This is a genomic window from Dendronalium phyllosphericum CENA369, from assembly GCF_016056275.1.
In the GTDB taxonomy this organism is placed as follows: domain Bacteria; phylum Cyanobacteriota; class Cyanobacteriia; order Cyanobacteriales; family Nostocaceae; genus Dendronalium; species Dendronalium phyllosphericum.
Genome location: NZ_JAECZA010000338.1, coordinates 70563 through 94944 on the forward strand (window position 1 = coordinate 70563; position 24382 = coordinate 94944).

Here is a 24382-nt window from a genome sequence, read left to right on the forward strand (position 1 = left end):
CTCATCTCCCTCATCTCCCTCATCTCCCCCAGCCTCCCCACTCCCTCTGCTCCTGCTTTCAAAATTTAGCCATTTCTAGGTTTTCGCAACTTCTGAGAACGAATTGGCCCGAGAAGTTTATTCAGGTCGCGTAATTGTTCAGCCGTACCCATGCAAATTAGCATATCTCCTGGCATTAAAACTGTCTCGCCAGTGGGGCCGCCAATCAGAGTCCGATCGCTACGACGAATAGCCAGAACTAATGCGCCCGTTTGCGATCGCAGTTTGGCTTTTTGCAAAGTTTGACCCACAAAGGGACAAAAGGCAGGGTCAAGTAAAAATTCTTCCATGTATAAATGGCGGTCTGCACCTGCGAGAATTCCATCGACAAAGTCTAAAACTTGCGGTCTAAGTGCTGCTGCTGCCATGCGTCTACCACCAGTAATATAAGGAGAAATCACCGCGTCTGCACCGCCACGCTGTAACTTTTGCAAAGCTTCTTCTGTACTGGCGCGGGCGATCGCTCGAATTCCGGGATTTAGTGTTTTTGCTGATAACACTGTATATAAATTTTCTGCGTCTGAAGGTAGTGCTGCAACTATACAAATGGCTCTATCAACGCCAACCTTCAAAAGCGTATCATCTAGCGTAGCATCTCCTTGGTATACTGTATAACCTTCTAATTGCGCCCTTTGTACAGATTCCAACTCAGAATCAATGACTACAAAAGATACATCTTCTGCCCGAAATTCTTTGGCGATTTGCCGACCGGTTCGACTAAATCCACAGATAATGTAATGTTCTGATAGAGATTCCATTAACCGCCTTTGTTGCTGTAGCCGAATTCCTTCTTGAAAGTAGCCTTGAATAATTGCTTCTGTAAATCTATTGACAATGTAACCAATATTGACCACACCCAACAAAATTAGGGCAATGGTAAACAGCCTTCCTCGACTACCTAATGGGTGTGTTTCTCCATATCCAACAGTAGCTAAGGTAATGACTGTCATGTAAGCTGCGTCTTCCCACGACCAGCCCTCTACTACCCAGTACCACAAAGTGCCTATAAGGAAAACACCACCAAGAGCGATCGCCCCGGCCATTAACTCTTTTTGAATACGTAGATATTTTTGCTCAAGAGTCGAGTACAAAGTTTTTCACCACCGCCACACGTTTGAAGATATCTGAGCGTTAATCTAAGAGAAAGTATGACCTGCGGTAAAGTAAGAAGAAATTTTCTAGAATTTCTAGGAAACTAGTAAGTAAGTATACGATGAAAAATTTCAGGAGGCGCGGTAGTGAGCATACAAACTCTAATTGAGCAAGCCACCATCCCCCCGTCAGGTTCTGTGTCATCTAGCCCTTTTGATACCGATAGCTTTAATGAAGCTGTCATGTCAACTTATGCCCGCTTTCCCCTAGCTTTAGAACGGGGTGCTGGTTGCCGGGTTTGGGATACACAGGGTCGGGAATATCTAGACTTTGTGGCTGGAATTGCCACTTGTACTCTAGGTCACGCTCATCCGGCGATGGTAGAAGCTGTGACACGCCAAATCCAGAAACTGCACCACGTTTCTAATTTGTACTACATTCCCGAACAAGGCGAATTAGCCCAATGGATTATTCAACATTCTTGTGCCGATCGCGTATTTTTCTGTAACTCTGGAGCTGAGGCGAATGAAGCGGCGATTAAACTAGCCAGAAAATACGCCCACACAGTTCTAGACATTGAAAAGCCTATTATTCTCACAGCCAATGCCAGTTTCCACGGACGGACTTTGGCAACAATTACTGCTACAGGGCAACCAAAGTATCAAAAACACTTCGATCCCTTGGTTCCTGGTTTCCACTATGTAGATTACAACGATATCGGCGCGGTAGAAGCGGCAATTAGCGAGTTGGATGAAGGGGATTACCGCGTGGCGGCAATTCTCATAGAACCATTGCAGGGGGAAGGCGGCGTGCGTCCGGGAGATGTTGCTTACTTCCAAAAGCTGCGGCAGATTTGCGATGAAACTGGCGTTTTATTGATTTTCGATGAAGTGCAAGTTGGGATGGGCCGTAGCGGTAAATTATGGGGTTACGAACATCTCGGCGTTGAACCGGATATCTTCACCAGTGCCAAAGGTTTAGGCGGTGGTATCCCCATTGGGGCAATGATGAGTAAGAAGTTCTGCGATATTTTCCAACCAGGGGAACACGCCAGCACCTTTGGCGGCAATCCCTTTGCTTGTGGCGTGGCGCTTACTGTTTGTCAAACATTAGAACGCGACAATATTTTGCAGAACGTCGAAGCACGGGGCGAACAGTTACGCAATGGCTTAAAAGCGATCGCAGCGAAATATCCTAATTATATTTCTGAGGTGCGGGGTTGGGGTCTAATCAATGGTTTGGAGTTGCAAGCAGATACTCAACTCGTTGCCGCTGATATTGTCAAAGTTGCCATAGATGAGGGCGTATTACTCGTACCAGCCGGGCCAAAAGTTGTGCGATTTGTTCCGCCACTGATTGTCACAGAAGCAGAAGTAGATACAGCCTTAAAAGCTGTTGAGGCGGCGATCGCAACTGTCACCAAATAAAAGTGAAGGGGCAGAGGAGTGGAGGGGCAGAGGAGCAGAGGGGAAAAAACGACTATACAGAAATTACTCTTATCTCCCTATCTCCTTTGCTCCCCATCTTCCTATCCTTTTCTTGACTCAGCACTCAGCACTCAGCACTTTGCTATAAATGCCTATTTACGATTCCATAGGTCAACAATATACAAAAACTCGCGTTCCTGACATTCGGATTGTCAATAAGTTAATCGACCTACTCAATCTGCCCAAAAATAGTATAATCGCCGATCTTGGTGCTGGTAGTGGTGGTTACAGTCGAGCGATCGCTAACCAAGGATATTCTATCTACGCTATAGAACCTTCATCAGTTATGCAAACACAAGCGGTAGAACATCCCCAAGTCCGATGGTTTACTGGCTATGCAGAGGCTATTCCCTTACCAGATAAATCCGTGGATGCAGTTATGAGTATCTTGGCTATTCATCACTTTTCTAACTTAGAAATAGCCTTACGCGAAATGCATCGAGTGATAAAATCAGGGGCGATCGTTTTGTTAACTTTTGATATTAGGCTGTCTCAAAAAATCTGGCTTTACGATTACTTTCCTTGGCTTTGGGAAGATGCATTACGATTTCTTCCACTCAACGAACAAATAAAGTTGATTCAATCAAATACTCAAAGATATGTTGAAGCATTTCCTTTGATGTTGCCCTACGATTTATCCGATTTGTTTGCCGCAGCAGCTTGGAGACGACCCCAATTATATCTCCAGCCAGAAGTGCGTGCAGGAATTTCTTCTTTCGCTTTAGCTAATCCGAGTTTAGTTGAACCAGGAATTAAGTCACTCGCCGCAGATTTAAGTAATGGTGAATGGGAAGCAAAGTATGGAGATATTCGCAAAATAACAGAGATTGATGTAGGCTATCGTTTTCTACGCGCAACAATTGACAAGTGATACTAATTATTTAAAATCAAGCTATATAGTATTTTGGCCTATTGAACATAATATTAAACATGTATAAATTTGCCCCTGCTTGCGAGAATGAGTTAATAGTATTTGGTGCGGCGCGTCCTGGATATTCTCACCAAAAGGTACATAATTGGATTGAGTTCATGAAGCATCAAGATATCAAGCGAGTTTGCTGCCTTCTTCCCAATAAACAATTAGCTTCTTACTCAAATCTGCTTAATACATACCAACAAGAATTCGGAGAAAAGCAAGTTTGCTGGACACCCATTGAAGATTTTCATTTAGCTGATTTAGAAACACTTACGCAGCAAATATTTCCCTTCTTAATAGAAGCTAATAAACAAACTGAGAAAGTAGTGGTACATTGTTCTGGTGGAATTGGACGCACTGGACATGTGCTAGCTGCGTGGCTAGTTAGTGTTCGCGGATTTTCAAATAAAGAGGCAATTGCTGCCGTTAAAAAAACAGGCAGAAATCCTCATGAAGGTGCGATCGCATCTGTGTTTAGAGGCAAAAATCCATTTAAATTTATTAGAGAACTCGAAGTACTTCTTAATAATTGTCGTCTAGCAATGCGTAGTGAATAGTACAGATTAATAGTCATCATACTGACTTCTAATCTCTATTGAGGTAAATTATTATGGCGAAGTCCCTTATGTTGTCATTTGTACCGCAGGAGATGAAAGACCCTGCTCCTTACCATCTGTTGACAAGCATTGTTGCTCCTCGTCCAATTGCATGGGTATCTACAATTAGTGCCTCAGGAATTTCCAATCTTGCTCCATATTCTTTTTTCAATGCAGTAGCAGGTTTTCCACCAACAATTATGTTCTCGGTTGCATACCGTAGACACGAACCAAAAGAAAAAGACACGTTACGCAATATTCAAGAGGTGGATGAATTTGTGTGCCATGTGGTGAATGAAGCATTAGCTCAGGCAATGGCTCAAACAGGTACGGAATTTCCCTATGGAGTTAACGAGTTTGAAAAAGCAAACTTGAAAGCCATTGCTTCTACGGATGTCCGACCATTGCGAATTGAAAGCTCGCCTGTGGCTATGGAGTGTAAAGTAACACAAATAGTTCCAGTGGAAGGAACCAACAATACGATGGTATTAGGTCAAGTTTTACGATTTCATGTGCGTGAAGACCTGTACCGCCAAGATTTAGGGTTAGTTGATAGTGTGGGGATGCAGCCGATTACGCGCTTAGGCGGGGCAGTCGAGTACGCAAAGATTGGCGAACTATTTGAGATGGCAACTCCCAAGGTATGATGGAATATTGATAGAAGGAAGGCAGATGGCAGAGGGCAGGAGGCAGAAGTCGCAAGTCGAAAGTTGGAGGTCGGAAGTTATTCTCCCTCACTCCCTCATCTCCCTCATCCTCCTCATCTCCTCTATGGGCTAATAATAAATATAGAAGCAACGTTTAATATTTGTATTTGACGGCATGGATAATAATCTAGCGCTTGTTTATCTTTCAATTTTGGTGGGTCTGCTCGTATTCGCAGTTGTGGGTGTTTTTCGCCAGATTTTCAAAACTCGCAGGCGGGAAAGCTCGCTATCCCGATTGCGAAACAAGTTGAATAAAGAAAAGGGAACAGCACAAGAATATTACGAGTTAGCTAGTATTTATTCTGAAAAAAAAGTGTATTCTCAAGCGATCGGACTGTTTCAAAAAGCTCTAAAAGCGGCTGAAGAAGAAGGAGAAGAAAGTATTGCCCCGATTTACAACGGTCTGGGATATGCTTACTTCGCTCAAGAGCAATATGACTTAGCAATTCGTCAGTATAAAGAAGCTCTAAAATCTAAACCTGATTACGTGACAGCCCTGAATAATCTCGGTCATGCCTACGAGCGGAAAAAATTAAATGCTCAAGCGTTACAAAGTTACGAAGAAGCACTCAAATTCGCTCCCAAGAATACCACTGCCAAACGCCGTGCTGAATCTTTACGACGCTTGGTTTCTGTCTAACTACTAAGACGAATGGCACGCTCGTTAAGCAGAAATCATTAATATTAATGGTTTTAGGGTGTGGGGTGTAGGGTGTGGGGAATGAAGAAGAAGTATCCTCTGTTTTATCCCTAACAAATAAATATTTATTAACACTACACCCTACCCCCTACCCCCAACACCCTGCCCAGACGAGGCTTCATGTTTACTTAGTGCCATTCCTACTAAGATTTTAGTGAAGTATGCTGTCTGGCTGCTGTATGTAATTAAATCAAACTATTGTGGGGTGGGCTGGAAAGCTTGCCCTACTTATGCAAGTTATGAAAAAACAATTATAGAGAACCCAAACAACTCATCAATAACCAATGTTGACAAATTAATTTGAAGTTAACCTCTAAATCTATCGGTTTCCTGGCTGGCGCTAGGAAATAGATAACTGTACATTCTTGTCACTTTGTAAATGATGTTAAAGAGGCTACAGTTTTTTGGTTTAGTTATTACAATTATTGTTTTCATTTACCTTTCTCTAGGGTTTACGGGAAGATTATCTGCACTGCAACCGTCTTTTTTGCATCCTCTGACTTCCTTAACGGAGGCAGAAATTAGAGTTGCTGTTTCGACGGTCAAAAAAGCAAAATCTTTAACCGAAATGGCAGTATTTCCAGCGATCGCCTTACAAGAACCAGATAAAAATGAAGTCCTTAATTTTACATCTGGCAAACCATTTCAACGTCAAGCTTTTTTGGTGATTTATGAGCGATCGCAAAATAAAACCTATGAAGCGATCGTTGACTTAAAAACCCAGACCCTCAGTTCTTGGAAACACATACCTTCAGTACAACCTGCAATAATTAACCCAGAATACGAACTGGCAAGTCAGGTAGTTAAAGCCGATCCCCGATGGCAAGCAGCAATGCAAAAGCGGGGAATTAAAGATTTCGATGCAGTCAAAATCAGTTGCTGGGCCCCAGGAATTTTAAGTACGCAAGAAGCAGCAGGAAATCAGCGTCTTTGTCGGGGTTTATCTTATTATCAAGGCGATCGCTGGAACTATTACGGCAGTCCAATTGAGGGCGTACTAGCAACGGTCAATTTAAATACAGGAAAAATCGCCAGTTTCATAGATAGAGGCATTGTTCCTTTTTCTAAAGAAAACTGGAATTACGATTTGCAGTCTTTGGGCAAATTACTTTCACCTCCTAAAATCTTGAGGATTTTGCAACCGCAAGGTAGGAGTTTTCGCGTTAATGGTAATGAAATTACTTGGCAAGGTTGGCAGTTTCGCTATCTGATGCATCCCCGCAGTGGATTAGTGCTGTATCAAGTGACATACAATGATGGGGAAAAAGTCCGACCAGTGTTATACCGCGCTAGCCTCTCAGAGATGGTAGTACCTTACGGCGATCCCAATCCTACTTGGTCATTTAGAAATGCTTTTGATGTTGGCGAATACAACTTTGGTTTGCTGGCAAATACGATGGAGTTGGGTAAAGAAATTCCGGAAAATGGAATGTTGTTAGATGCAGTTTTTGCTAACGAACAGGGAGAACCTTATGTAATGCCAGGGGTTATCGGTATTTATGAAAAAGATAACGGTATACTTTGGAAGCATTATGAATACGGCACTCAACGCAACGATGTCCGTAGCGATCGCGAATTAGTGATGACGGTAAATGCAGCGGTTGACAATTATGACTACGGCATCAATTGGATTTTTCACCAGGATGGTACTTTAGAGCTACAAAATGAATTAACAGGTATTGTACTGGTGCAGGGAACAGCTGCCGAAAAACAGTCTGAGGATGATACCTATGGTCGTCTAATAGCAAAAAATATCTTTGGCGTGAATCACCAGCACTTTTTCAACTACCGCCTAGATATGGATGTCGATGGTCAGGCTAATTCTGCGATGGAAATGAATGTGAAAGGTTTGCCAATAGATGACAAAAATCCTCTAGGAAATGCGATCGCAATCCAAGAAACTCCATTAGCAAAAGAAACGGCTGGGGTGCGCGATTTGGACATGAAACAAAGTCGAGAATGGATGGTTGTCAGTGCAGAAAACAAAAATGCTTTAGGTGCTGCACCTGGATATATGTTGATGCCAGGAGGCAACTCAACATTTCTCCCGGTGGAAGGTGCAAAAATTAGACAAATCGCCGAATTTGCTACTCATCACCTCTGGGTAACAAAATATCAACCTCACGAACTCTACGCTGGCGGCGATTATCCTAACCAAACTCAGCCCGGACAAGGTTTACCAAAATATATCTCAAACGATGAATCTTTGATCGGTGAAGATATCGTGCTGTGGTACACAATGGGCGTTACCCATGTACCCCGACCAGAGGATTGGCCTGTGATGCCAACTCACCGAGTTGGATTTAAGCTAGTTCCCAGAGGATTCTTTAACCGCAATCCCGCGATCGATTTGCCTGAGTGATATCGTGTTTGGTTAAAGACTTATCATTAAGACCGCAGGGGGGCAGAGGGGAGGGGTTTTCAGGCTTTCTGCATAGATTCGGGAATTACTTTCCTTAATTTTCCCTACACCCCACACCCTACCCCCCACACCCTGTTCAAACCCAAATATCCGAGGTGCAGTCACCGCCAGGATAGCGCATTTCGTGAGCGCGAGCGGGGCCAGCTGGTTCTTTACCAAAGTCAACGTAGAAATCTTCGTTGATTTTCAGTCCTCCGTTCTCAATATCGCAGTCAATCTGCAATAAATATGAGCCAGTCTGAGAAAAATCAGGGTAAAACTGATTATCCCAACTACTAAATAGGGAATTTGTCACATAAAGCCGCTGACCATCTAGACTTAACTGAAGCATTTGCGGGCCACCAGTCAGTTTATGACCTTGCACTTCGCCGCTGTTCCCCAACAAACCACCGCACCAAACTTGCCCTGTGAGTTTGGGGTGGTGAGGATCGCTAATATCGTATTGACGAATATCCCCATGCAGCCAGTTGGAGAAGTAAACATAGCGATCGCACATGGAAATTAAAATATCAGTAATTAACGAGGGCACGGGGATAGGCCAGCTTTCTAATTCCACTGCTGGCACATCAATTACTTTCTCTACTTGCCAATGGCCGTTAGATTTGTGCCAATGCCAGACATTGCTGCTAAGTGCGGCGGCGACAAATCCATGAGTACTATCGGGGTTATGGTGAAAGCGCACTTCTAAGGGAATTAATCCTTCTTCTCCTAAATCAAAACTTTGGATAATCTCTTGTTTTGACCAATCCCAGAAATGTATATGCTGACCGTAATTGCCAGCTGCTACGTCTTTCAAATCAAAACCAGGAAAAAAGGTTTTGGGTGCGCCCCACTCGCTACTGACCATAACGTTATGACGCGGCTGATACCAAAAATCATAGTTGAAGTGCATGGTATCGGCTTGGCGTTCCCAACGTCCGGCAATGTCAAAATTATCATTCAGCAACAAAAAGCCGCCAGGGCCATTCCCTTCGCTGTCGCCCAGCATGGAAATCATCACCCGACCATCTGCTAGGCAGTGTACCGTGTGGGGTGCAGTTAAGTTAGTCTTGGCTTTAATTTCTTCTGGTTCGATAACTTTGTACAGTTTTGGTGCTTTCGGATCTGCGGTATCAACAATATAAATGCGGCTAGAACGCAGTCCGGGAATTACAGTAAAACGTCGAGATTTATTGGCATCGCCATGACAAGAACTACAAGCATTCCAACCAAAATGATGTAATTCATCACCAATGTAGGGCATAGGTAGGCGATGAATGACTTGGGAGTAGGTTGGGGAATTAGGGTCAACATCTATAGAAGCCAAATAATCTGGCTGTTCAATACCTGTACCAGTGTACAAGGCGATCGCATACAATACTTTTTCACGTTCTGCCTGCATGGCCGCTTCAGGGGAAGCGTAGCCAGGGCCGCAGCAAGCATGAGTCATAGTTCGATACCTCAACAAGCTGTGAAAAATCGTAGTTATTATGGATTTTTACACGTTCTGTCACTGCCGATCGCGCACTATTTAGTTTCCGTACATCGGCAACCTGATGACAAACTCTGTTCCTTCTCCAAGTGTAGAATTTACTTCAATGCTGCCACCGTGTTTTTCGATGATAATTTGACGAGCGATCGCTAATCCTAAACCAGTTCCTTTACCTACAGGTTTGGTAGTAAACAAGTGGTCAAAAATTTTCTGCTTAACTTCTGGAGTCATCCCGATTCCATTATCTTTAATTCGGACGCATACACTCTGATTATTTTCGTTGAGCTTAGTAATTAGAGTAATGCGATTGGGATTTAGTTTGATCTCATCTATACTGCGTCCTATATTTGACTCTTCCAAAGCATCAATAGCATTTGCCAGCAAATTCATAAATACTTGACCAAGTTGACCGGCGAAGCATCGAATTAGCGGTATGTCGTCATAATTTTTCACCACTTCAATTGCTGGACGATTTTGTGAGGTTTTCAAACGATGCTTGAGAATCAAAATTGTACTGTCGATAATTTCATGGAGATTGCAAGGAATTGGTCTTTGGCTATCTGCTCTAGAAAAAGTACGCAAACTTATGCTGACATCATAAATCCGGTTTATCCCTTCTTGCATTGAAGCAATTAGTTTAGGTAAGTCTTCCCGCACATATTCCAACTCTATTTCTTGCACTTTTTCTGTAATTTCTGCCACTGGTTGAGGATAACAATTTTCATACAAATCAATTAACTCTAACAAGTCGCGTACATATTCACTCGCAGGTTTTAAGTTGCCAATAATAAAACCAATAGGATTATTAATTTCATGCGCTATCCCTGATACCAAACTTCCTAAAGTAGACATTTTTTCACTCTGTACTAATTGCAATTGCATTTGCTTGAGTTCAGATAGAGAAGATTCTATTTTTTTGGCATAGTTTTGGGCTTGCTGGTAAAGTTGAGAATTCTCTAAAGAAATAGCAGCTTGAGATGTAATTAAATTCAAAACTTTGACGCGATCGCTAGTAAATGCGCCTGCAATCAGTCTATTTTCTAAGTACAAAATTCCAATAAATTTACCCTGATAGAAAATAGGAGTACATAATATTGATTTTGGTTGATAGCGTTGAATATAAGGGCTTGACTGATAATTAGCCTCAGAAATAGCGTCATTAATTACTAAGCATTCTTTGGTTCTGGCAACGTACTTAACTATAGAAATTGGGATATCTTCACTTTTTTTAACTGGAACTGATTGCAAAACAATGGAGGAATTTTCTATACTTTTAATTGCTTCTATAAATAATTCATTATCTTTAAGTAAAATCAAACAGCCCTTTTGAGCAGCAGCGTTTTCGAGAATTATGCGTAGGAGAGTGTCTAGCAGTTTATCTAGAACTATCTCACTACTAATTGCTTGTGAAGCCTTGAGTACCGTAGCTAAATCTAAAGCACCATTGCTATTATTTGTAGTTTCTGAAAAATTTATTTTTGTTGTAGCGATCGTTCTAGTTACATCTATTCCTAATTGTTTCACAGTTTCGCTACGAATTATTAAATTGTTATAGCGTTCATCTAAGTCTTGTACTTTTGCTATGGCTCCCCAATGAATATAACCATAGTAAGCTTCTGTTATGTACATTTTGGCAATTTTTTCTTTACCCAAACCTAGATAAAGCTTTGCTAATAATTCATTTGCCAAAGCTTCTTCTTGGATATAACCATTTTTTTTAGCTCCTGCAATAGCACAGTCATATAAATCTATTGCAACTTGTACTTTACCCAATACTCTTGCTTTCTCTGCTTCTACTAAATCGTATTTATGCTGGAAGTTACATGGTGCTTGTTTTGCCCATTTTTTCATCTGCTGTTGATTGGCTATTACCTGTTTTAAGTATTGCTTTTTCTGTAAGGGTAAAGCTTGAGTATAGAGCGACATCAAAGCTAGAGAATAATAAAAATTATTAGCTGCATAAATTAACAATCCCACATTATCCGCATGAGTTTTTTCTGCTAATATTGCATTTTCTATAGCTATTTCGTATTCGTTAAATAAATAACATAATATCGTCTTACAACCATAATAAAAACCTTTAAAAGAGTAATTTTTTAGTACTTCTGATGCCATTGTCATTTCATCAAAAGCATCACCAACTAAAGCAGATTTGTTCGGGGACTTTGCCTGTAAATTTAAAGCTGCTTGTCTGAAAAGGCTTGTAGCTGCTGCTAAAGATTCAAGTTTTAGCTTCTGCATTAACTCGACATAGGTAAATATTTTCTTGTCTACCAATTCCAAGTTTTCCCCAGACAGCAAAGCATGATACCCTGCAATTACAGCACAATAACCAGCATTTTCGATATTACCAAGCTCTAATCCACTTTGCATTCCCTCTAAAAGTGATGCTATTGTGTCTTTTACATGCTCTTTATAAAAGCGGATTGTGCCATTATGTACAAAGTAAACTGTGGCTTTGAGTGAGTTATCATTCATTTTTGAAAGTAACCCTACTGCTAGTTTTCCTAATTTATATCCTGTTTCAAACTGGTTAAATTTATCAGATAAAATAGTACCATAAGCTGCATAACCATAAGCCGAGACAGGTGATTTACCGTATTTTATAGATAACCTGACCATAGCTAATACAGATAGTACAAATAGAAAAGAGCCTGCTTGACTAGCAGCTGGAACAATTTGCAATAATATTTGCATCGCTGCTAGCTTATAGGGATCTGACATTTCAGGTAATAAAGCTAAGCCTTCTATAGGCTTACCGATTAATGTTATTTTTGTCTGGATTAATGCTGATAATACGTTTAATATTGTCGGTTTTTGTGGGAGTATTACTCCTAGCTCTTTTAAAGATTTTACGCCGATTTCTAAGACTTTTGGCATCTGATTTTGTGCCATGTAAACGAGCATTTTTACTTCATATAACTTAACTTTTTCCAACCTAGAATTTACTCGCTCTAATGCGACATTTACTAAATTATCAGACTTCTCAAAATGACCATTTAAATACTCTATTTCTGTGGTTTCAATATATAAATTTAATGTTAAGTCATAGTATTGCTGCCAACTATCTGCTGCTAGAAGTCCTAAACCTACATTTACATATCTAGCAGCAGCCTCGTAAGCAGTCGCTGCTTTGGCTTTTTTCCCAGCTAAAAGATTAAGTTTTGCTAGTTCATATTTTTCAGATTCTTGAGTCAATAAATCTAAACCAACATTCAATTGATTGACAATATCTAGAATATTTTCGGCAAGAGATTCAGTAGGTGTCTGTTCTAGTAATAACTTACCTATTTTTAAATGAGTTCCCTGTTTCTGAGTTTCTGGAATTAATGAATAAGCAGCTTGCTGAACGCGATCGTGTAGAAATCTATAATTAATTTGTTTGGAATCAAAAGTTAGTTTAACGGACTCTTCCTGTTCAAAAACTAAAGGAATACGATAACCATCACTCAAAGGCAAAATTAACCCACATTGCAATGCCGAGTAAAGTTCGCTTGCAGTACTAGCAGGAGATTTTGCACTAACAATAGATAGTATGTTTAGAGAAAATTTATTACCAATACAAGCTGCTAACTGCAATATTTCTTGTGTAGCCACTGGGAGGTTTTTAATTCTACTGGCAATCAGTTCAACTATACTTTTATCAGTGATTCCAATTGCTTGTATTTTTTCTATATCCCACTGCCATAAACCAGTTTGAAAGTTGAAAAACAACAATTTATTTTGATGCAATACCAGTAATAGCTGTGTTAAAAAAAATGGATTACCACCTGTTTTGTTGTAAAGTAAATTTACTAAGCTTTTAATATTTTCTAAATTTTGATTTAATGTATCGGCAATTAATGTATTAAAATTATCAACAGAAAGAGCTTGTAAAACAATATGACTAACAATATCGTGATTTTTATTAATCTCTTCTATTGTTTGAATTAAGGGATGCGTACTGTCAACTTCATTATCTCGATAAGCACCAATCAAAAGCAAATATTTGGTGCTCTGGTCAGTAATTAACAGTTGGATTAATTTTAAAGTTGCTAAATCTGCCCATTGCAAGTCATCTAAAAAAATAACTAGAGGATGTTCTTTTTTGGCAAAAACGCGGATAAAGTCCGTAAAAACGTGATTGAAGCGGTTTTGTGATTCTGCTGCACTTAGTTGAAGTACTGTTGGTTGTTTGCCTATCACCAATTCCACTTCCGGAATTACATCAATGATGACTTGTCCGTGTGACTTAACAGCGGCTAAAATGTGACTACGCCATGTTTCAAGCTGGGTGGCATTTTCTGTCAGCAACTGCCGCATTAACGAACTAAAAGCCTGAATCAGCGATGCATAGGGAATATTACGTTGAAATTGGTCAAATTTCCCACTAATAAAAAAGCCTTTGGCACGAGTAATAGGTTTATTGACTTCATTAACTACAGATGATTTACCAATTCCTGAATAGCCAGAAACTAACATCAGTTCGCGCTTTCCTTTACTGACTCGCTCAAAAGCTTTTAAAAGTGAATTAACTTGAGTTTCTCTGCCATAAAGCTTTTGAGGAATGAGCAACTGACTTAAAATATCTAAACGACCAGGGATAAAATCAGTGATTTCACCTGTTGTTTCTAACTTTTCCCGACAGATTTTTAAGTCTGCTAAAAGTCCTTGAGCTGTTTGATAGCGGTCTTCAGCATTTTTCGCCATCAGTTTCTTAACGAGAGACGAGATAGCACTAGGAATTTCTGGATTTAATATTTTAATTTCTGTCGGTTCCTTAGCAATATGACAGTAAACTAACTCTAGGGGGTCATAGCTTTGAAAAGGTAGTTCTCCGGTAAGGATTTCATAGAAAGTAACCCCAAGAGAATAAAAGTCGCTGCGATAGTCGAGGGTACGGTTCATTCTTCCGGTTTGTTCCGGGGACATATAAACTAACGTACCTTCTAGCTGGTTGGGGTTAGCTAGTTGTGGTATTTCTTTATCGAGGCGTGAGGCAATACTAAAATCGGTAAGCTTTACAACCCCAGTTTCTGGATTGATGATGATGTTGGCAGGTTTAATATCTTTATGAATGATATGGCAAGCATGTACAGATATTAGGGCTTGTGCTAGTTGAATAGCAATTTTAATAAAACTGTTTAACTCTTGTTTGCCTTGAATTAGTAGTTGTTTAAGAGAGTATCCATCAAAGTCTTCAAATACGATCGCTAAACGATTTTCGTGGGTTTCTAGCCTTAAAACTTTGACAACACCTACTAAATCTAGGTTTTCAGTAATTTTATATTCATGCTTTAGACGAGCGATCGCATCTATAGAAGGATAATCTGTTTTAAGGATTTTCAGAATTACAGATCGTTTCTCAAATTGCGATGTCGCTCGATAAATAATGGTATCATCTCCTTCATGGAGTATTTCGTTGAGGTCATACCCTAAAATTAAACCAGATGTCAGCATTGCCATTACCCTTACTAGTAAACACAAAACTGTGTATATTTAGAATTCCCAATTTTGCTATCTTTTAATCAAACTTATGTTTTTATTAAAAGACACAGTATACTTTTGATCGTGATGAAAACAACAAGTTATACAGCAAAAAAGCAGTTATTATCAGCTGCTTAAACTACAAAGTATGAGAGTAGCCTTGTTCCCCGATCTCAAGTATTGAAATATCTAGATTCCCAACTTCTTATAAAAATCGAGAATCTATTTTTTTACTAATAATTAATGGCTGTTATATTTCGGAGTTGTCTGGTAGAGAAATTTTTATCAAATTTAGGCAAGTATAGTCTCATTAGTTCCTTATCAATTTTTGGACACACGATACTAGAACTTTGCATAGCATCAAGAGTATTATCGACTTGGCATATAGGAGTCCGATGGTGTACTTCCAGTATAGTGCTGCGGTTTTGATACACTTTCTCTTGCAAGAAAGAAGTCAATGGATACAAGGGATTAATTGTTGGCAAAGTAGATAAAGCATTCAACCAATTCTTCGGTGAAATTTTTTCTAAGGGATAACCCAACTCCCTAAAACACTCAAATATTTCTACATTATTTAGTTCTTGCTCTCTAGGCACAACAATGTTGTAATTGCCACCTATGTACTTTTTATCTAAGGAAATATGGGCAATGACGGCAGCAACATAGTCCACAGGTACAGGAGTCCAATATTTTTCAGGCCAGTCCGGATACATACCCATATCAATACAACCACCAATAAAGCGGTAGAAAGTATCGTTAAGGTTAGCAACTCCTGTTTGCCTGTGCCCAGAAATAAAACCAGGACGGTAAATAGATACTGCTAATCCTTTTTCTTTAGCTGACCTGACCATGCGTTCGGCTGCCCATTTTGCCCGTACATAGCCATACTCTACAGACATAATTGGGAGGCTGAAATCAATATCAAAATCTTCGGAAACTTCATTAATACCTAGTAATGAAGTTACTGCTCCATAAACAGACATAGTAGAGATGTAATGCAGTATTTTGTGACGACGATGCGCTGCTAAAGTCAGAAGATTCGCAGTTCCATCTACATTGGATTTTTTAATTAGCGAATAAGGTTTGATGTAACTAGTGTCAGCAGCTACATGATAAATTTGATCGACTTCCTCGCTCAGTTTGTCAAATAATGTTGTTGATAGTTGCAACTGTGGTTGCTGAATGTCGCCAGCGATAACATCTACCTGTGCCAATCTTGTTATTGGTAGTTGATATTGAATAAAGATGGCACGCAGCCTTGTTATAGCATCTGCATCACTTTCTGCTCGTACCAAGCAATAAATTTTGCGATAGCTGCCTTTTGCGAGCAGTTCGTAGAGTAAGTGTGCTCCTAGAAAACCTGTTGTACCTGTAATTAATGCACAGTCATATTTAGCTTGTGCTGGTTGTTGCCAAATCGCTGTATTCAAATCTGGAGAAAGTCTCGCTTCTATTTGTAAGTCAATATGTCTATCATTAGCTACACTTTCGCTTTTGAGTTTAAACCGTTCTAAAAATTGTGCTAATCCCGATGGTGTAGGATATTCGTAGATTAAGCGAGAAGGAAGAGTTACACCAAAATCGCGATCGAGTGCATATAAGACGTGAGCTATGCATAGCGAACTGCCACCCATCTCAAAGAAATTAGTATGAGGCTTGCAAGTTCCAGTAGGTAACTCTAAAGCTTCATCAAAAACTACCGCAATTTGGAGAGAGTTATCCATCGTATCAGTAAGGAAAGATGGTGTTTCGGGTAGTTCTGGTAAAGCATTCCGGTCTACTTTACTGCGATTAGGTAACAAAGGTAATTCATCCATGAAAACAAAACGCGTAGGCACCATGTAATCTGGTAGTTGTTCGGCGGCAAACCGTTGCAGATGCTTTTCTGTCAAAAACTGTCCGGCTTTGGGAACGACATATGCGACAAGCATTGATACGCCATAATTTTCTGGCATATTACTACTTTCTATCCGCGTACTTCTAATTGTTTTGACTGCATTTGTCTGTACGTCAGGATGTTGAGCAAGTATCATTTCAATTGCTTCTACTTCTATACGCTTGCCCCGAATTTTGACTTGGCGATCGCATCTACCAGCGTAGTGTAACAGCCCAGGTTCATAGGGATCTTCGTAAGCAATATCACCAGTTTTGTATATTTTGCCCACACCAAAAGGATTGTCTAGAAAACGAGTACTTGTAATCTCAGGTTTATCTAGATAGCCTTTGCCTACCCCCATACCACCTACATATAACTCACCCTTGTCACCACGATTACAAAGTTTAAGTTCTTCATCTAGAATATAGAGTTCTACATTTGGCAGCGCATAACCAATAGGTAGACTCATATCCTGTTGCTGAAACTCGTAAATTGTGCAACAAACCGTTATTTCTGTTGGCCCATAGGCATTGAAAAAGCGGGTATGGGTTGAAACCCATGCTTTGGCAAGTGATATAGGACAAGCTTCACCACCTACCACCACCATTTGTAAATCAGGTAACTGGTTACGGAATGGTGTCAGCGTTGCCAGTACAGAAGGGGGCAGCATCACCCATTGCACTTTTTGTTTAGCTATAAAGTTTGCCAATAGTTGTCCGGGAAGCATTTGCTCTCTTGCACCCAGTACCAAAGTTGCTCCACCGCATAATGCTGTGACTAATTCCCACACGGCTGCATCAAAACTGATGGAGGCAAACTGAAGTAAACGCAAGCCTGGTTTGAGATTAAAAGTACTACAGCTAGCCCCAGCAAGATTTAGTAAACCTTGATGTGTAAGCATTACTCCCTTCGGTATACCTGTAGAGCCAGAGGTATAAATAATGTAAGCTAGTTGCTCAGGCTCAACTACTGAACCTAACGCAGAGGATGTAGTTAACGGTTGCCAGACAGTAGGAGTATCCAAAAAACACATTTGTCCATTCAAGCTACTCTGTCGCAGCGCAGGCTCAATATCAAAAGCAAACTTTTGCTGTGTGAGAATCGTGGTTAATTTAGCATCAGCAATCATGTAGCTGAGTCGCTGACGGGGTAAATCTGGATCGAGGGGAACGAAAGCTGCGCCTGCTTTTAAAATGGCATAGATAGCAATAAGCATTTCAAAAGAAGGTTCTATACACAGTCCAACTAAGCTGTTAGATTTTAGCCAACCCTGTGCTGTTAAGTACTGAAATAACTGTTCTGCCCGCTGCTGTAATTCACCGTAAGTCAATTGCCGATCTTCTATAATTACTGCCAGTTCGTCGGGATATTTTTGACAAATAGAATTGATTAAAGAAACAACTGTCTGATGTACTTGAGAATTTTGGGTATTCATTTGATTACAGGTATGTATTCGATCAAAAAAAGTGAAATTAAAGGCAGATAAAATACCACTGACAACAAAAATTTTTCAAAGCAAAGCTATGGAAAAAAGGATGATGATAACATCATCAATTTCCACGTAGCTAATTAATCATTGCAGGTGCTGTAGTAATCCTATTTAGCTGTATATACTTCAAGCAGAAGCTACAGGCTAGCATTCAAAGATACGAAGCACCTTCTCGTAATGGTTGCTGTAGAAGCAATGCGGTAAGAGACTTACAGTCTTGGATACTATGCTAATTCCTTCCCTTGAGAAGCCACTTCTTTACCCCCCTTCGGGGCGGGAGTGGGGAGTAGGGAGTAGGGAGTAGGGGAAGAAATTAGCCCCGAAAAAGGTTAAAGCCTCGCCCGCAAGTGGCGCGAAAAATCCTTGTATTGCACAAGATAGGTTGAAACCCCGCCCCGAAGGGGGCGGCTTAGTTTCCCTACTCCCCAATCCCTACTCCCTACTCCCTTTTATAGTAAATCAGCGCTCTTAGTCGGGTCTCCTGACACAGGCGATCGTTTTAGCGCAGTGTCAGCAACGTTAATAACATCACTCCAAAACCCATTAATGAAGTAGTTCTCAAAGCGTAGAGTATGGTTTAGTAAAGATGTTAGAAAAAAATGAAGATTAACAAACCAATTATGACTGCTATATTCTAGGCTATGATTTTTTATTAATATTTTTCAAATAATATATTTTTAAGCAAGTGAATATAATTATTTATTAATTTATTTTGCAAATGTTCCATTTAAAACTACTCTCTAAAAAATGAATTCATGATTATTCATTTTGGCAATTTATTATTAAAAAATCTATAGTTCCAGTCAAATCTTTAAGTTAATAAAATAATTATGATGAATACGCAAGGAAAAATATTTAAGTATTCAAAAAAAATGATTTTTAGACTTATTCCTCATAGCATAAGCAGTTGAGTCAATATTTGATGTCTAATTTAATTGACTTAAGTAGTTATTAAGAAAAAAAATATTTAACTTTAAATATATTCAGTAATTTTACTTAAGTATTCCAATAATAGTAAACAGGATTGAATTGTGTATTGTCTTTCTGGAGACTGACCGGGAAATCTTTGAGGAATGGTAGTCAGTACTAAACACAGGTGATTGTAAAAAGGGTCTGGATATTGTATTGCTATAACCTAGTTTATTTGAGGTAATATCTTGAGATTTTTGCACAAGGCATTTTACTTACAACTTCCGCAACTGACTCTGCGCTCCCATGAAAAGGGTGTGCTTTAAATATTCCATAGACTTACACAAAATTTGAAACACTACCAAGCCTACGTAAGTCCTATTATTTAGCTACAAGTGTCACATCGCATCTGGGAATGTGAGGAATGTCAAATTTTATTGAGCATAAATCTCTCCATCGCCAACTTAAACACCGTCCTATCAGATTAACTTTGGTCATTTTGGCTTGGAGTCTAGCTATGGGGTGGCTTTTAGCCTCAGTAACTAGTGCCCACAGTGCTACTCCTACTGCGGAAATTGGCACAGTTGACGTAGTACCAGCACAGTACCAGCTAGGGCAACAATTGTATTTAGAAAACTGCTCTAGTTGTCACATTGCTCTACCACCAGCTGTTTTACCCACCCAAACTTGGAAAAATCTCTTGGAAGACTCACAACACTATGGTGCACAACTCCAGCCCTTAGTCGATCCGCCCCGCATTCTCGTATGGAGGTATCTTTCCACTTTTTCTCGCACCCAACTATCAGACGAAGCAACACCATATCGCGTCAATAACTCCCGTTACTTCAAAGCTTTGCATCCCAAAGTTGATTTGCCACGTCCCGTTCAAATTGGCAGTTGTGTTAGCTGCCATCCTAGTGCTAGTGAATACAATTTCCGCCGCCTCACCTCGGAGTGGGAGAAGTAGGGGACTGGGGATTGGCGATTGGGGCAGAGGAGATAGGGGGGAAACAGAGTAGAGGAAGCAGGGGGAGAAAAGAGTAATTTCTATATTATAGTCTTTATTCCCCTCCGCCCCTCCGCTCCTCCGCTCCTCCGCTCCCCTGCCTCCCCAATTCGGTCTACACTACTTTTGTTGGTCGGCGTTCTCTGCCTCAGTGGAAGGCAAAATGATACTATAAAAGAGTTTCAAACTTAAACTATGAAATAAAACCAATCATTTAGTAAACTGATTGGATCTGCTTTCTCATTTCATAGCCCATCCACAATAAGATGGCTGTGTTCGATTAAATTCTTATAATCAATACCAAACCTTTAATCCCCATCCCCTCCATTTAGTTCCATAACCTGCCATGCTAAAACTCTTGTTGGGCGATCCCAACGCTCGTAAGCTTAAAAAATACCAACCTTACATTACGGAAGTTAACCTCTTAGAGGAAGAAATCAAAGCTCTTTCTGATGAGGATTTAAAAGGCAAAACAGCAGAATTTAAACAGCGGCTTGCCAAAGGCGAAACCCTGGATGATATTCTGAGCGAAGCCTTTGCTGTAGTAAGAGAAGCAGGACGGCGAGTCTTAGGATTGCGGCATTTTGATGTCCAGTTGTTAGGCGGTGTAATTCTGCATAGCGGGCAAATTGCGGAAATGAAAACTGGGGAAGGTAAAACCCTAGTTGCTACATTACCGAGTTATTTAAATGCCCTAAATGGCAAAGGTGTACACGTAGTCACTGTGAACGATTACTTGGCTCGCCGGGACGCGGAATGGATGGGACAGGTACATCGCTTTCTGGGGTTGAGTGTGGGGCTAATTCAAGCCAGCATGACCCCAAGCGAACGCCAGAAAAACTATGAGTGCGATATTACCTATGTCACCAATAGTGAAGTGGGTTTTGACTACCTGCGGGACAACATGGCAACATCCATGGCCGATGTGGTGCAACGCCCGTTTAACTATTGTGTAATTGACGAAGTGGACTCGATTCTCATTGATGAGGCGCGGACACCGCTGATTATTTCCGGTCAAGTAGAAAGACCTACAGAAAAGTACCTGCAAGCAGCTGAAATCTCACTGACGCTGAAAAAGGATGAACATTACGAGGTAGATGAAAAAGCTCGTAACGTGCTGTTGACAGATGAAGGCTTTGCACAAGCAGAAAATCTTTTAGGAGTAACGGATTTATTTAATCCAGAAGATCCCTGGGCGCACTTTGTATTCAATGCCATCAAAGCCAAAGAACTTTTCCTGAAGGATGTTAACTATATCGTCCGGAATGGGGAAGTGGTAATTGTCGATGAATTTACCGGGCGGGTATTGCCCGGACGGCGTTGGAGTGATGGTCTGCACCAAGCAATTGAAGCTAAAGAACATGTAGAAATCCAGCCAGAAACTCAAACTCTAGCAACAATTACCTATCAAAATTTGTTCTTGCTCTATCCTAAATTGGGCGGGATGACAGGAACAGCAAAGACAGAAGAACCAGAATTTGAAAAAATTTACAAACTGGAAGTTGCAGTAATTCCTACCAACAGAGCCAGAAACCGCCAAGATTGGTCTGACATGGTGTTTAAGACAGAAGTGGGCAAATGGGGTGCGATCGCCAAAGAATGTGCTGAAATGCACCAACTAGGCAGACCAGTATTAGTAGGAACCACTAGCGTCGAAAAATCTGAATATCTCAGCGAACTGCTCAAACAGCAACGAATTCCTCACGAATTACTTAACGCCCGACCGGAGAACGTAGAACGGGAGGCAGAAATTGTTGCCCAAGCCGGACGGAGAGGGTCTGTAACGATTGCAACGAATATGGCAGGTCGAGGTACAGACATCATCCTCGGTGGTAACTCGGAATACATGGCGCGTCTGAAGTTGCGGGAATACTTTATGCCTCAGATTGTCATGCCAGAAGATGAAGATGTATTTGGCGTGCAAAGACCTGCGGGATTGCCTGGAGGACATGGTGGCGGTCAAGGCTTTGTTCCGGGCAAAAAAGTCAAAACTTGGAAAGCTTCACCTGAGATTTTCCCCACGCAACTTTCAAAAGAAACAGAACAGCTATTGAAAGAAGCGGTAACATCTGCGGTACGGGAGTATGGCGATCGCAGCTTACCAGAACTAGAAGCAGAAGACAAGGTAGCTATAGCAGTAGAAAAAGCTCCCACCGACGACCCTGTAATCCAGAAATTGCGGCAAGCTTACAACCGGATTAAGCACGAGTACGAAGAATTTACAGTCCGCGAACACAACGAGGTTGTGGAGTTGGGCGGTTTGCACGTAATTGGTACAGAACGTCACGAATCGCGGCGAATTGACAACCAGTTACGGGGACGTGCAGGACGACAAGGCGACCCAGGTTCGACAAGATTCTTCCTGAGTTTAGAGGATAACCTATTGCGGATTTTTGGTGGCGATCGCGTTGCTGGTTTGATGAATGCCTTCAACGTCGAAGAAGATATGCCCATTGAATCCGGGATGCTAACTCGCAGTTTGGAAGGCGCACAGAAAAAAGTCGAAACCTACTACTACGACATCCGCAAACAAGTGTTTGAGTACGACGAGGTAATGAACAACCAACGTCGTGCCATCTACGCCGAACGCCGCCGCGTCTTAGAAGGGCAAGACTTGAAAGAACAAGTAATTAAGTATGCCGAAAAAACGATGGATGACATCGTTGACTACTACATCAACCCAGACTTGCCCTCAGAAGAGTGGGAATTAGAAAAGTTGGTTGAGAAAGTCAAAGAATTTGTCTATTTGCTAGCTGACTTACAGCCAAGTCAATTAGAGGATATGTCTGTCACCGAGATTAAAGCTTTCCTCCACGAACAAGTGCGGATTGCTTATGACCTCAAAGAAGCGCAGATTGACCAAATTCAGCCTGGATTGATGCGCCAAGCCGAACGCTTCTTTATCTTGCAACGGATTGATACGCTGTGGCGGGAACATTTGCAACAAATGGATGCCTTGCGCGAATCAGTAGGATTGCGTGGCTACGGTCAAAAAGATCCGTTGATTGAGTACAAGAGCGAGGGTTACGAACTCTTCTTGGATATGATGACCAATATCCGCCGAGATGTGGTGTACTCCTTGTTCATGTTCCAGCCTCAGCCTCAGCCAATGGTGCAAACATCATCTGAGATGGTGTAAAAGGGACTGGGGACTAAGGATTAGGGATTGGGGATTGGGTGTCAAATCGAAAAATTATGGTGGGGGCTTTGACCCCACCATAATTTTAAAAAACTTTCTCCCAGTACCCAATACCAGAGCGGCGTTCCTGCCCCAAAACACATAAATGTATAGTAGGGGACTCCGACGCTCGTTCGCGTAGCGTCTCACGCCACTTGCTCCACTTGGGGAAACCCCAAGACCTCAGTGGCTCCCCTTGGGAGAAGACTCGCTAACGCTGCGCTATCGCCGCGACAGGTTGAAGTTAAGTATCAGCCTGAGAATATCTCACGCAAAGACGCAAAGCAGCCGAGAGTGCTTTGCGTTTTTTGTTTATCCTGAATGCCCCGGCGAGACTACATTTGTAGTGTCAAGGATGACAGAGTTATTTCTGTGCTGGTGATGCTGGCTGTTGTTCCCCGGCTGCGGGTTGCTGCACTAAGTAGCCGAGGATAGCGGTAGCAATGCCGCCAACGGTTGCTGCCACACCTTGATTAATCATCCCAGCGCCGCCAAGCAGAGTAGACCCGCCAGCGATTAGACCTAAAATTGTCGTTATTTTGTTGAGAGTAGATTTAGACATTTGAGTTGCTCCTTTATGTTTGTAGTGTTCCCGATGAAATTCAAATTTCCTCAATCTTGACTTTCTTAGGTGGGGGCGGTTCTTCTCCGTAGTGAGAACGAGCTATAAAGCCATCTTTTGTGAGATAACTTTGTAAATCTTTGATTTCATGAGAAAACCGATAGGAACGATGATGTATTAAACGGTAGAGGTCATTAATGAAATACTCAATCATTTCTTTTTTGCCCTGATACCTAGCGTCAGACACTTTAATATCAGTGCGTAAATTTCTCAATTCTTCTGTTAGCTGGTCTTTGACATCGTCAATCGATTTTTCAATGTCAGCTTTAGTTTTAGCTATATGGAAGATAATTCCAACAAGAGCAGATACAGACAAAATTACATCTAAACTATCTTTTAAATTAGTCGGCATTTCATGTAGGGGACATAAGCAGCGCTCGTCCAGTGTTAGTAAAAAGTAAAATAT

14 protein-coding genes are annotated in these 24382 nt (G+C 41.1%); 8 read left to right on the plus strand and 6 right to left on the minus strand.

Going from position 1 to position 24382, the window contains the following annotated elements; translation table 11 throughout:
• Positions 1–65: 65 nt before the first annotated feature.
• A complete protein-coding gene (locus I8752_RS37040) occupies positions 66–1130 on the minus strand; it encodes a potassium channel family protein (protein WP_318780954.1) in 1065 nt (354 codons plus the stop codon).
• A 147-nt stretch (positions 1131–1277) separates the two neighbouring features.
• Here I8752_RS37040 and I8752_RS37045 point away from each other — a divergent pair, with 147 nt between their 5' ends.
• The 6 genes from I8752_RS37045 (at position 1278) to I8752_RS37070 (ending at position 7899) form a co-directional block, all read left to right on the plus strand.
• Positions 1278–2558 (plus strand): aspartate aminotransferase family protein, encoded by a 1281-nt coding sequence (locus I8752_RS37045; protein ID WP_214437104.1) that lies wholly within the window; start codon positions 1278–1280, stop codon positions 2556–2558.
• 148 nt (positions 2559–2706) lie between these two features.
• Positions 2707–3489, plus strand: a complete 783-nt coding sequence (locus I8752_RS37050) for a class I SAM-dependent methyltransferase (protein ID WP_214437105.1) — start codon at positions 2707–2709, stop codon at positions 3487–3489.
• Positions 3490–3548: 59 nt separating this feature from the next.
• Positions 3549–4091, plus strand: a complete 543-nt coding sequence (locus tag I8752_RS37055; RefSeq protein ID WP_214437106.1) for a protein-tyrosine phosphatase family protein — start codon at positions 3549–3551, stop codon at positions 4089–4091.
• 53 nt (positions 4092–4144) lie between these two features.
• Positions 4145–4777, plus strand: coding sequence for a flavin reductase family protein (locus I8752_RS37060; protein WP_214437107.1), 633 nt, complete (start codon positions 4145–4147; stop codon positions 4775–4777).
• A 175-nt stretch (positions 4778–4952) separates the two neighbouring features.
• The gene (locus tag I8752_RS37065; protein ID WP_214437108.1) at positions 4953–5477 is read left to right on the plus strand and encodes a tetratricopeptide repeat protein; all 525 of its coding nucleotides are present in this window, start codon (positions 4953–4955) and stop codon (positions 5475–5477) included.
• Between the two features lie 442 nt (positions 5478–5919).
• Entirely contained in the window at positions 5920–7899 is a 1980-nt protein-coding gene (locus tag I8752_RS37070; protein WP_214437122.1) for a primary-amine oxidase, read from the plus strand.
• 136 nt (positions 7900–8035) lie between these two features.
• Here the strand turns inward: I8752_RS37070 and I8752_RS37075 are convergent, their stop codons facing one another.
• From I8752_RS37075 to I8752_RS37085, 3 genes are all read right to left on the minus strand, one after another.
• Positions 8036–9388 carry a selenium-binding family protein gene (locus I8752_RS37075; protein WP_214437109.1) on the minus strand — a complete coding sequence of 451 codons (1353 nt, stop codon included), beginning with the start codon at positions 9386–9388 and terminating at the stop codon, positions 8036–8038.
• 81 nt (positions 9389–9469) lie between these two features.
• Entirely contained in the window at positions 9470–14869 is a 5400-nt protein-coding gene (locus I8752_RS37080) for a trifunctional serine/threonine-protein kinase/ATP-binding protein/sensor histidine kinase (protein WP_214437110.1), read from the minus strand.
• A gap of 260 nt (positions 14870–15129) precedes the next feature.
• Entirely contained in the window at positions 15130–18207 is a 3078-nt protein-coding gene (locus I8752_RS37085; RefSeq protein ID WP_214437111.1) for a non-ribosomal peptide synthetase family protein, read from the minus strand.
• A gap of 1387 nt (positions 18208–19594) precedes the next feature.
• Here I8752_RS37085 and I8752_RS37090 point away from each other — a divergent pair.
• Positions 19595–20137, plus strand: a complete 543-nt coding sequence (locus I8752_RS37090; protein ID WP_214437112.1) for a cytochrome c — start codon at positions 19595–19597, stop codon at positions 20135–20137.
• Positions 20138–20522: 385 nt separating this feature from the next.
• Positions 20523–23315, plus strand: a complete 2793-nt coding sequence (gene secA, locus I8752_RS37095; RefSeq protein ID WP_214437113.1) for a preprotein translocase subunit SecA — start codon at positions 20523–20525, stop codon at positions 23313–23315.
• A 403-nt stretch (positions 23316–23718) separates the two neighbouring features.
• On the opposite strand, the gene I8752_RS37100 is transcribed toward secA, so the two are convergent.
• Together I8752_RS37100 and I8752_RS37105 are read right to left on the minus strand one after the other, a co-directional pair.
• Positions 23719–23916: a hypothetical protein gene (locus tag I8752_RS37100; RefSeq protein ID WP_214437114.1), complete on the minus strand. Its 198-nt coding sequence runs from the start codon at positions 23914–23916 to the stop codon at positions 23719–23721.
• A 40-nt stretch (positions 23917–23956) separates the two neighbouring features.
• Positions 23957–24382 (minus strand): hypothetical protein (locus I8752_RS37105; protein ID WP_214437115.1); only part of this gene is annotated, 426 nt, incomplete at its 5' end.

Bases quoted from the DNA above. Each gene is read 5' to 3' on its own strand.
- I8752_RS37090 (WP_214437112.1), top strand. From the start codon at position 19,595: ATGTCAAATTTTATTGAGCATAAATCTCTCCATCGCCAACTTAAACAC.
- I8752_RS37060 (WP_214437107.1), top strand. From the start codon at position 4,145: ATGGCGAAGTCCCTTATGTTGTCATTTGTACCGCAGGAGATGAAAGAC.
- I8752_RS37070 (WP_214437122.1), top strand. From the start codon at position 5,920: ATGTTAAAGAGGCTACAGTTTTTTGGTTTAGTTATTACAATTATTGTT.
- I8752_RS37085 (WP_214437111.1), bottom strand. From the start codon at position 18,207: ATGAATACCCAAAATTCTCAAGTACATCAGACAGTTGTTTCTTTAATC.
- I8752_RS37050 (WP_214437105.1), top strand. From the start codon at position 2,707: ATGCCTATTTACGATTCCATAGGTCAACAATATACAAAAACTCGCGTT.
- I8752_RS37065 (WP_214437108.1), top strand. From the start codon at position 4,953: ATGGATAATAATCTAGCGCTTGTTTATCTTTCAATTTTGGTGGGTCTG.
- I8752_RS37100 (WP_214437114.1), bottom strand. From the start codon at position 23,916: ATGTCTAAATCTACTCTCAACAAAATAACGACAATTTTAGGTCTAATC.
- I8752_RS37080 (WP_214437110.1), bottom strand. From the start codon at position 14,869: ATGCTGACATCTGGTTTAATTTTAGGGTATGACCTCAACGAAATACTC.
- I8752_RS37075 (WP_214437109.1), bottom strand. From the start codon at position 9,388: ATGACTCATGCTTGCTGCGGCCCTGGCTACGCTTCCCCTGAAGCGGCC.
- secA (WP_214437113.1), top strand. From the start codon at position 20,523: ATGCTAAAACTCTTGTTGGGCGATCCCAACGCTCGTAAGCTTAAAAAA.
- I8752_RS37055 (WP_214437106.1), top strand. From the start codon at position 3,549: ATGTATAAATTTGCCCCTGCTTGCGAGAATGAGTTAATAGTATTTGGT.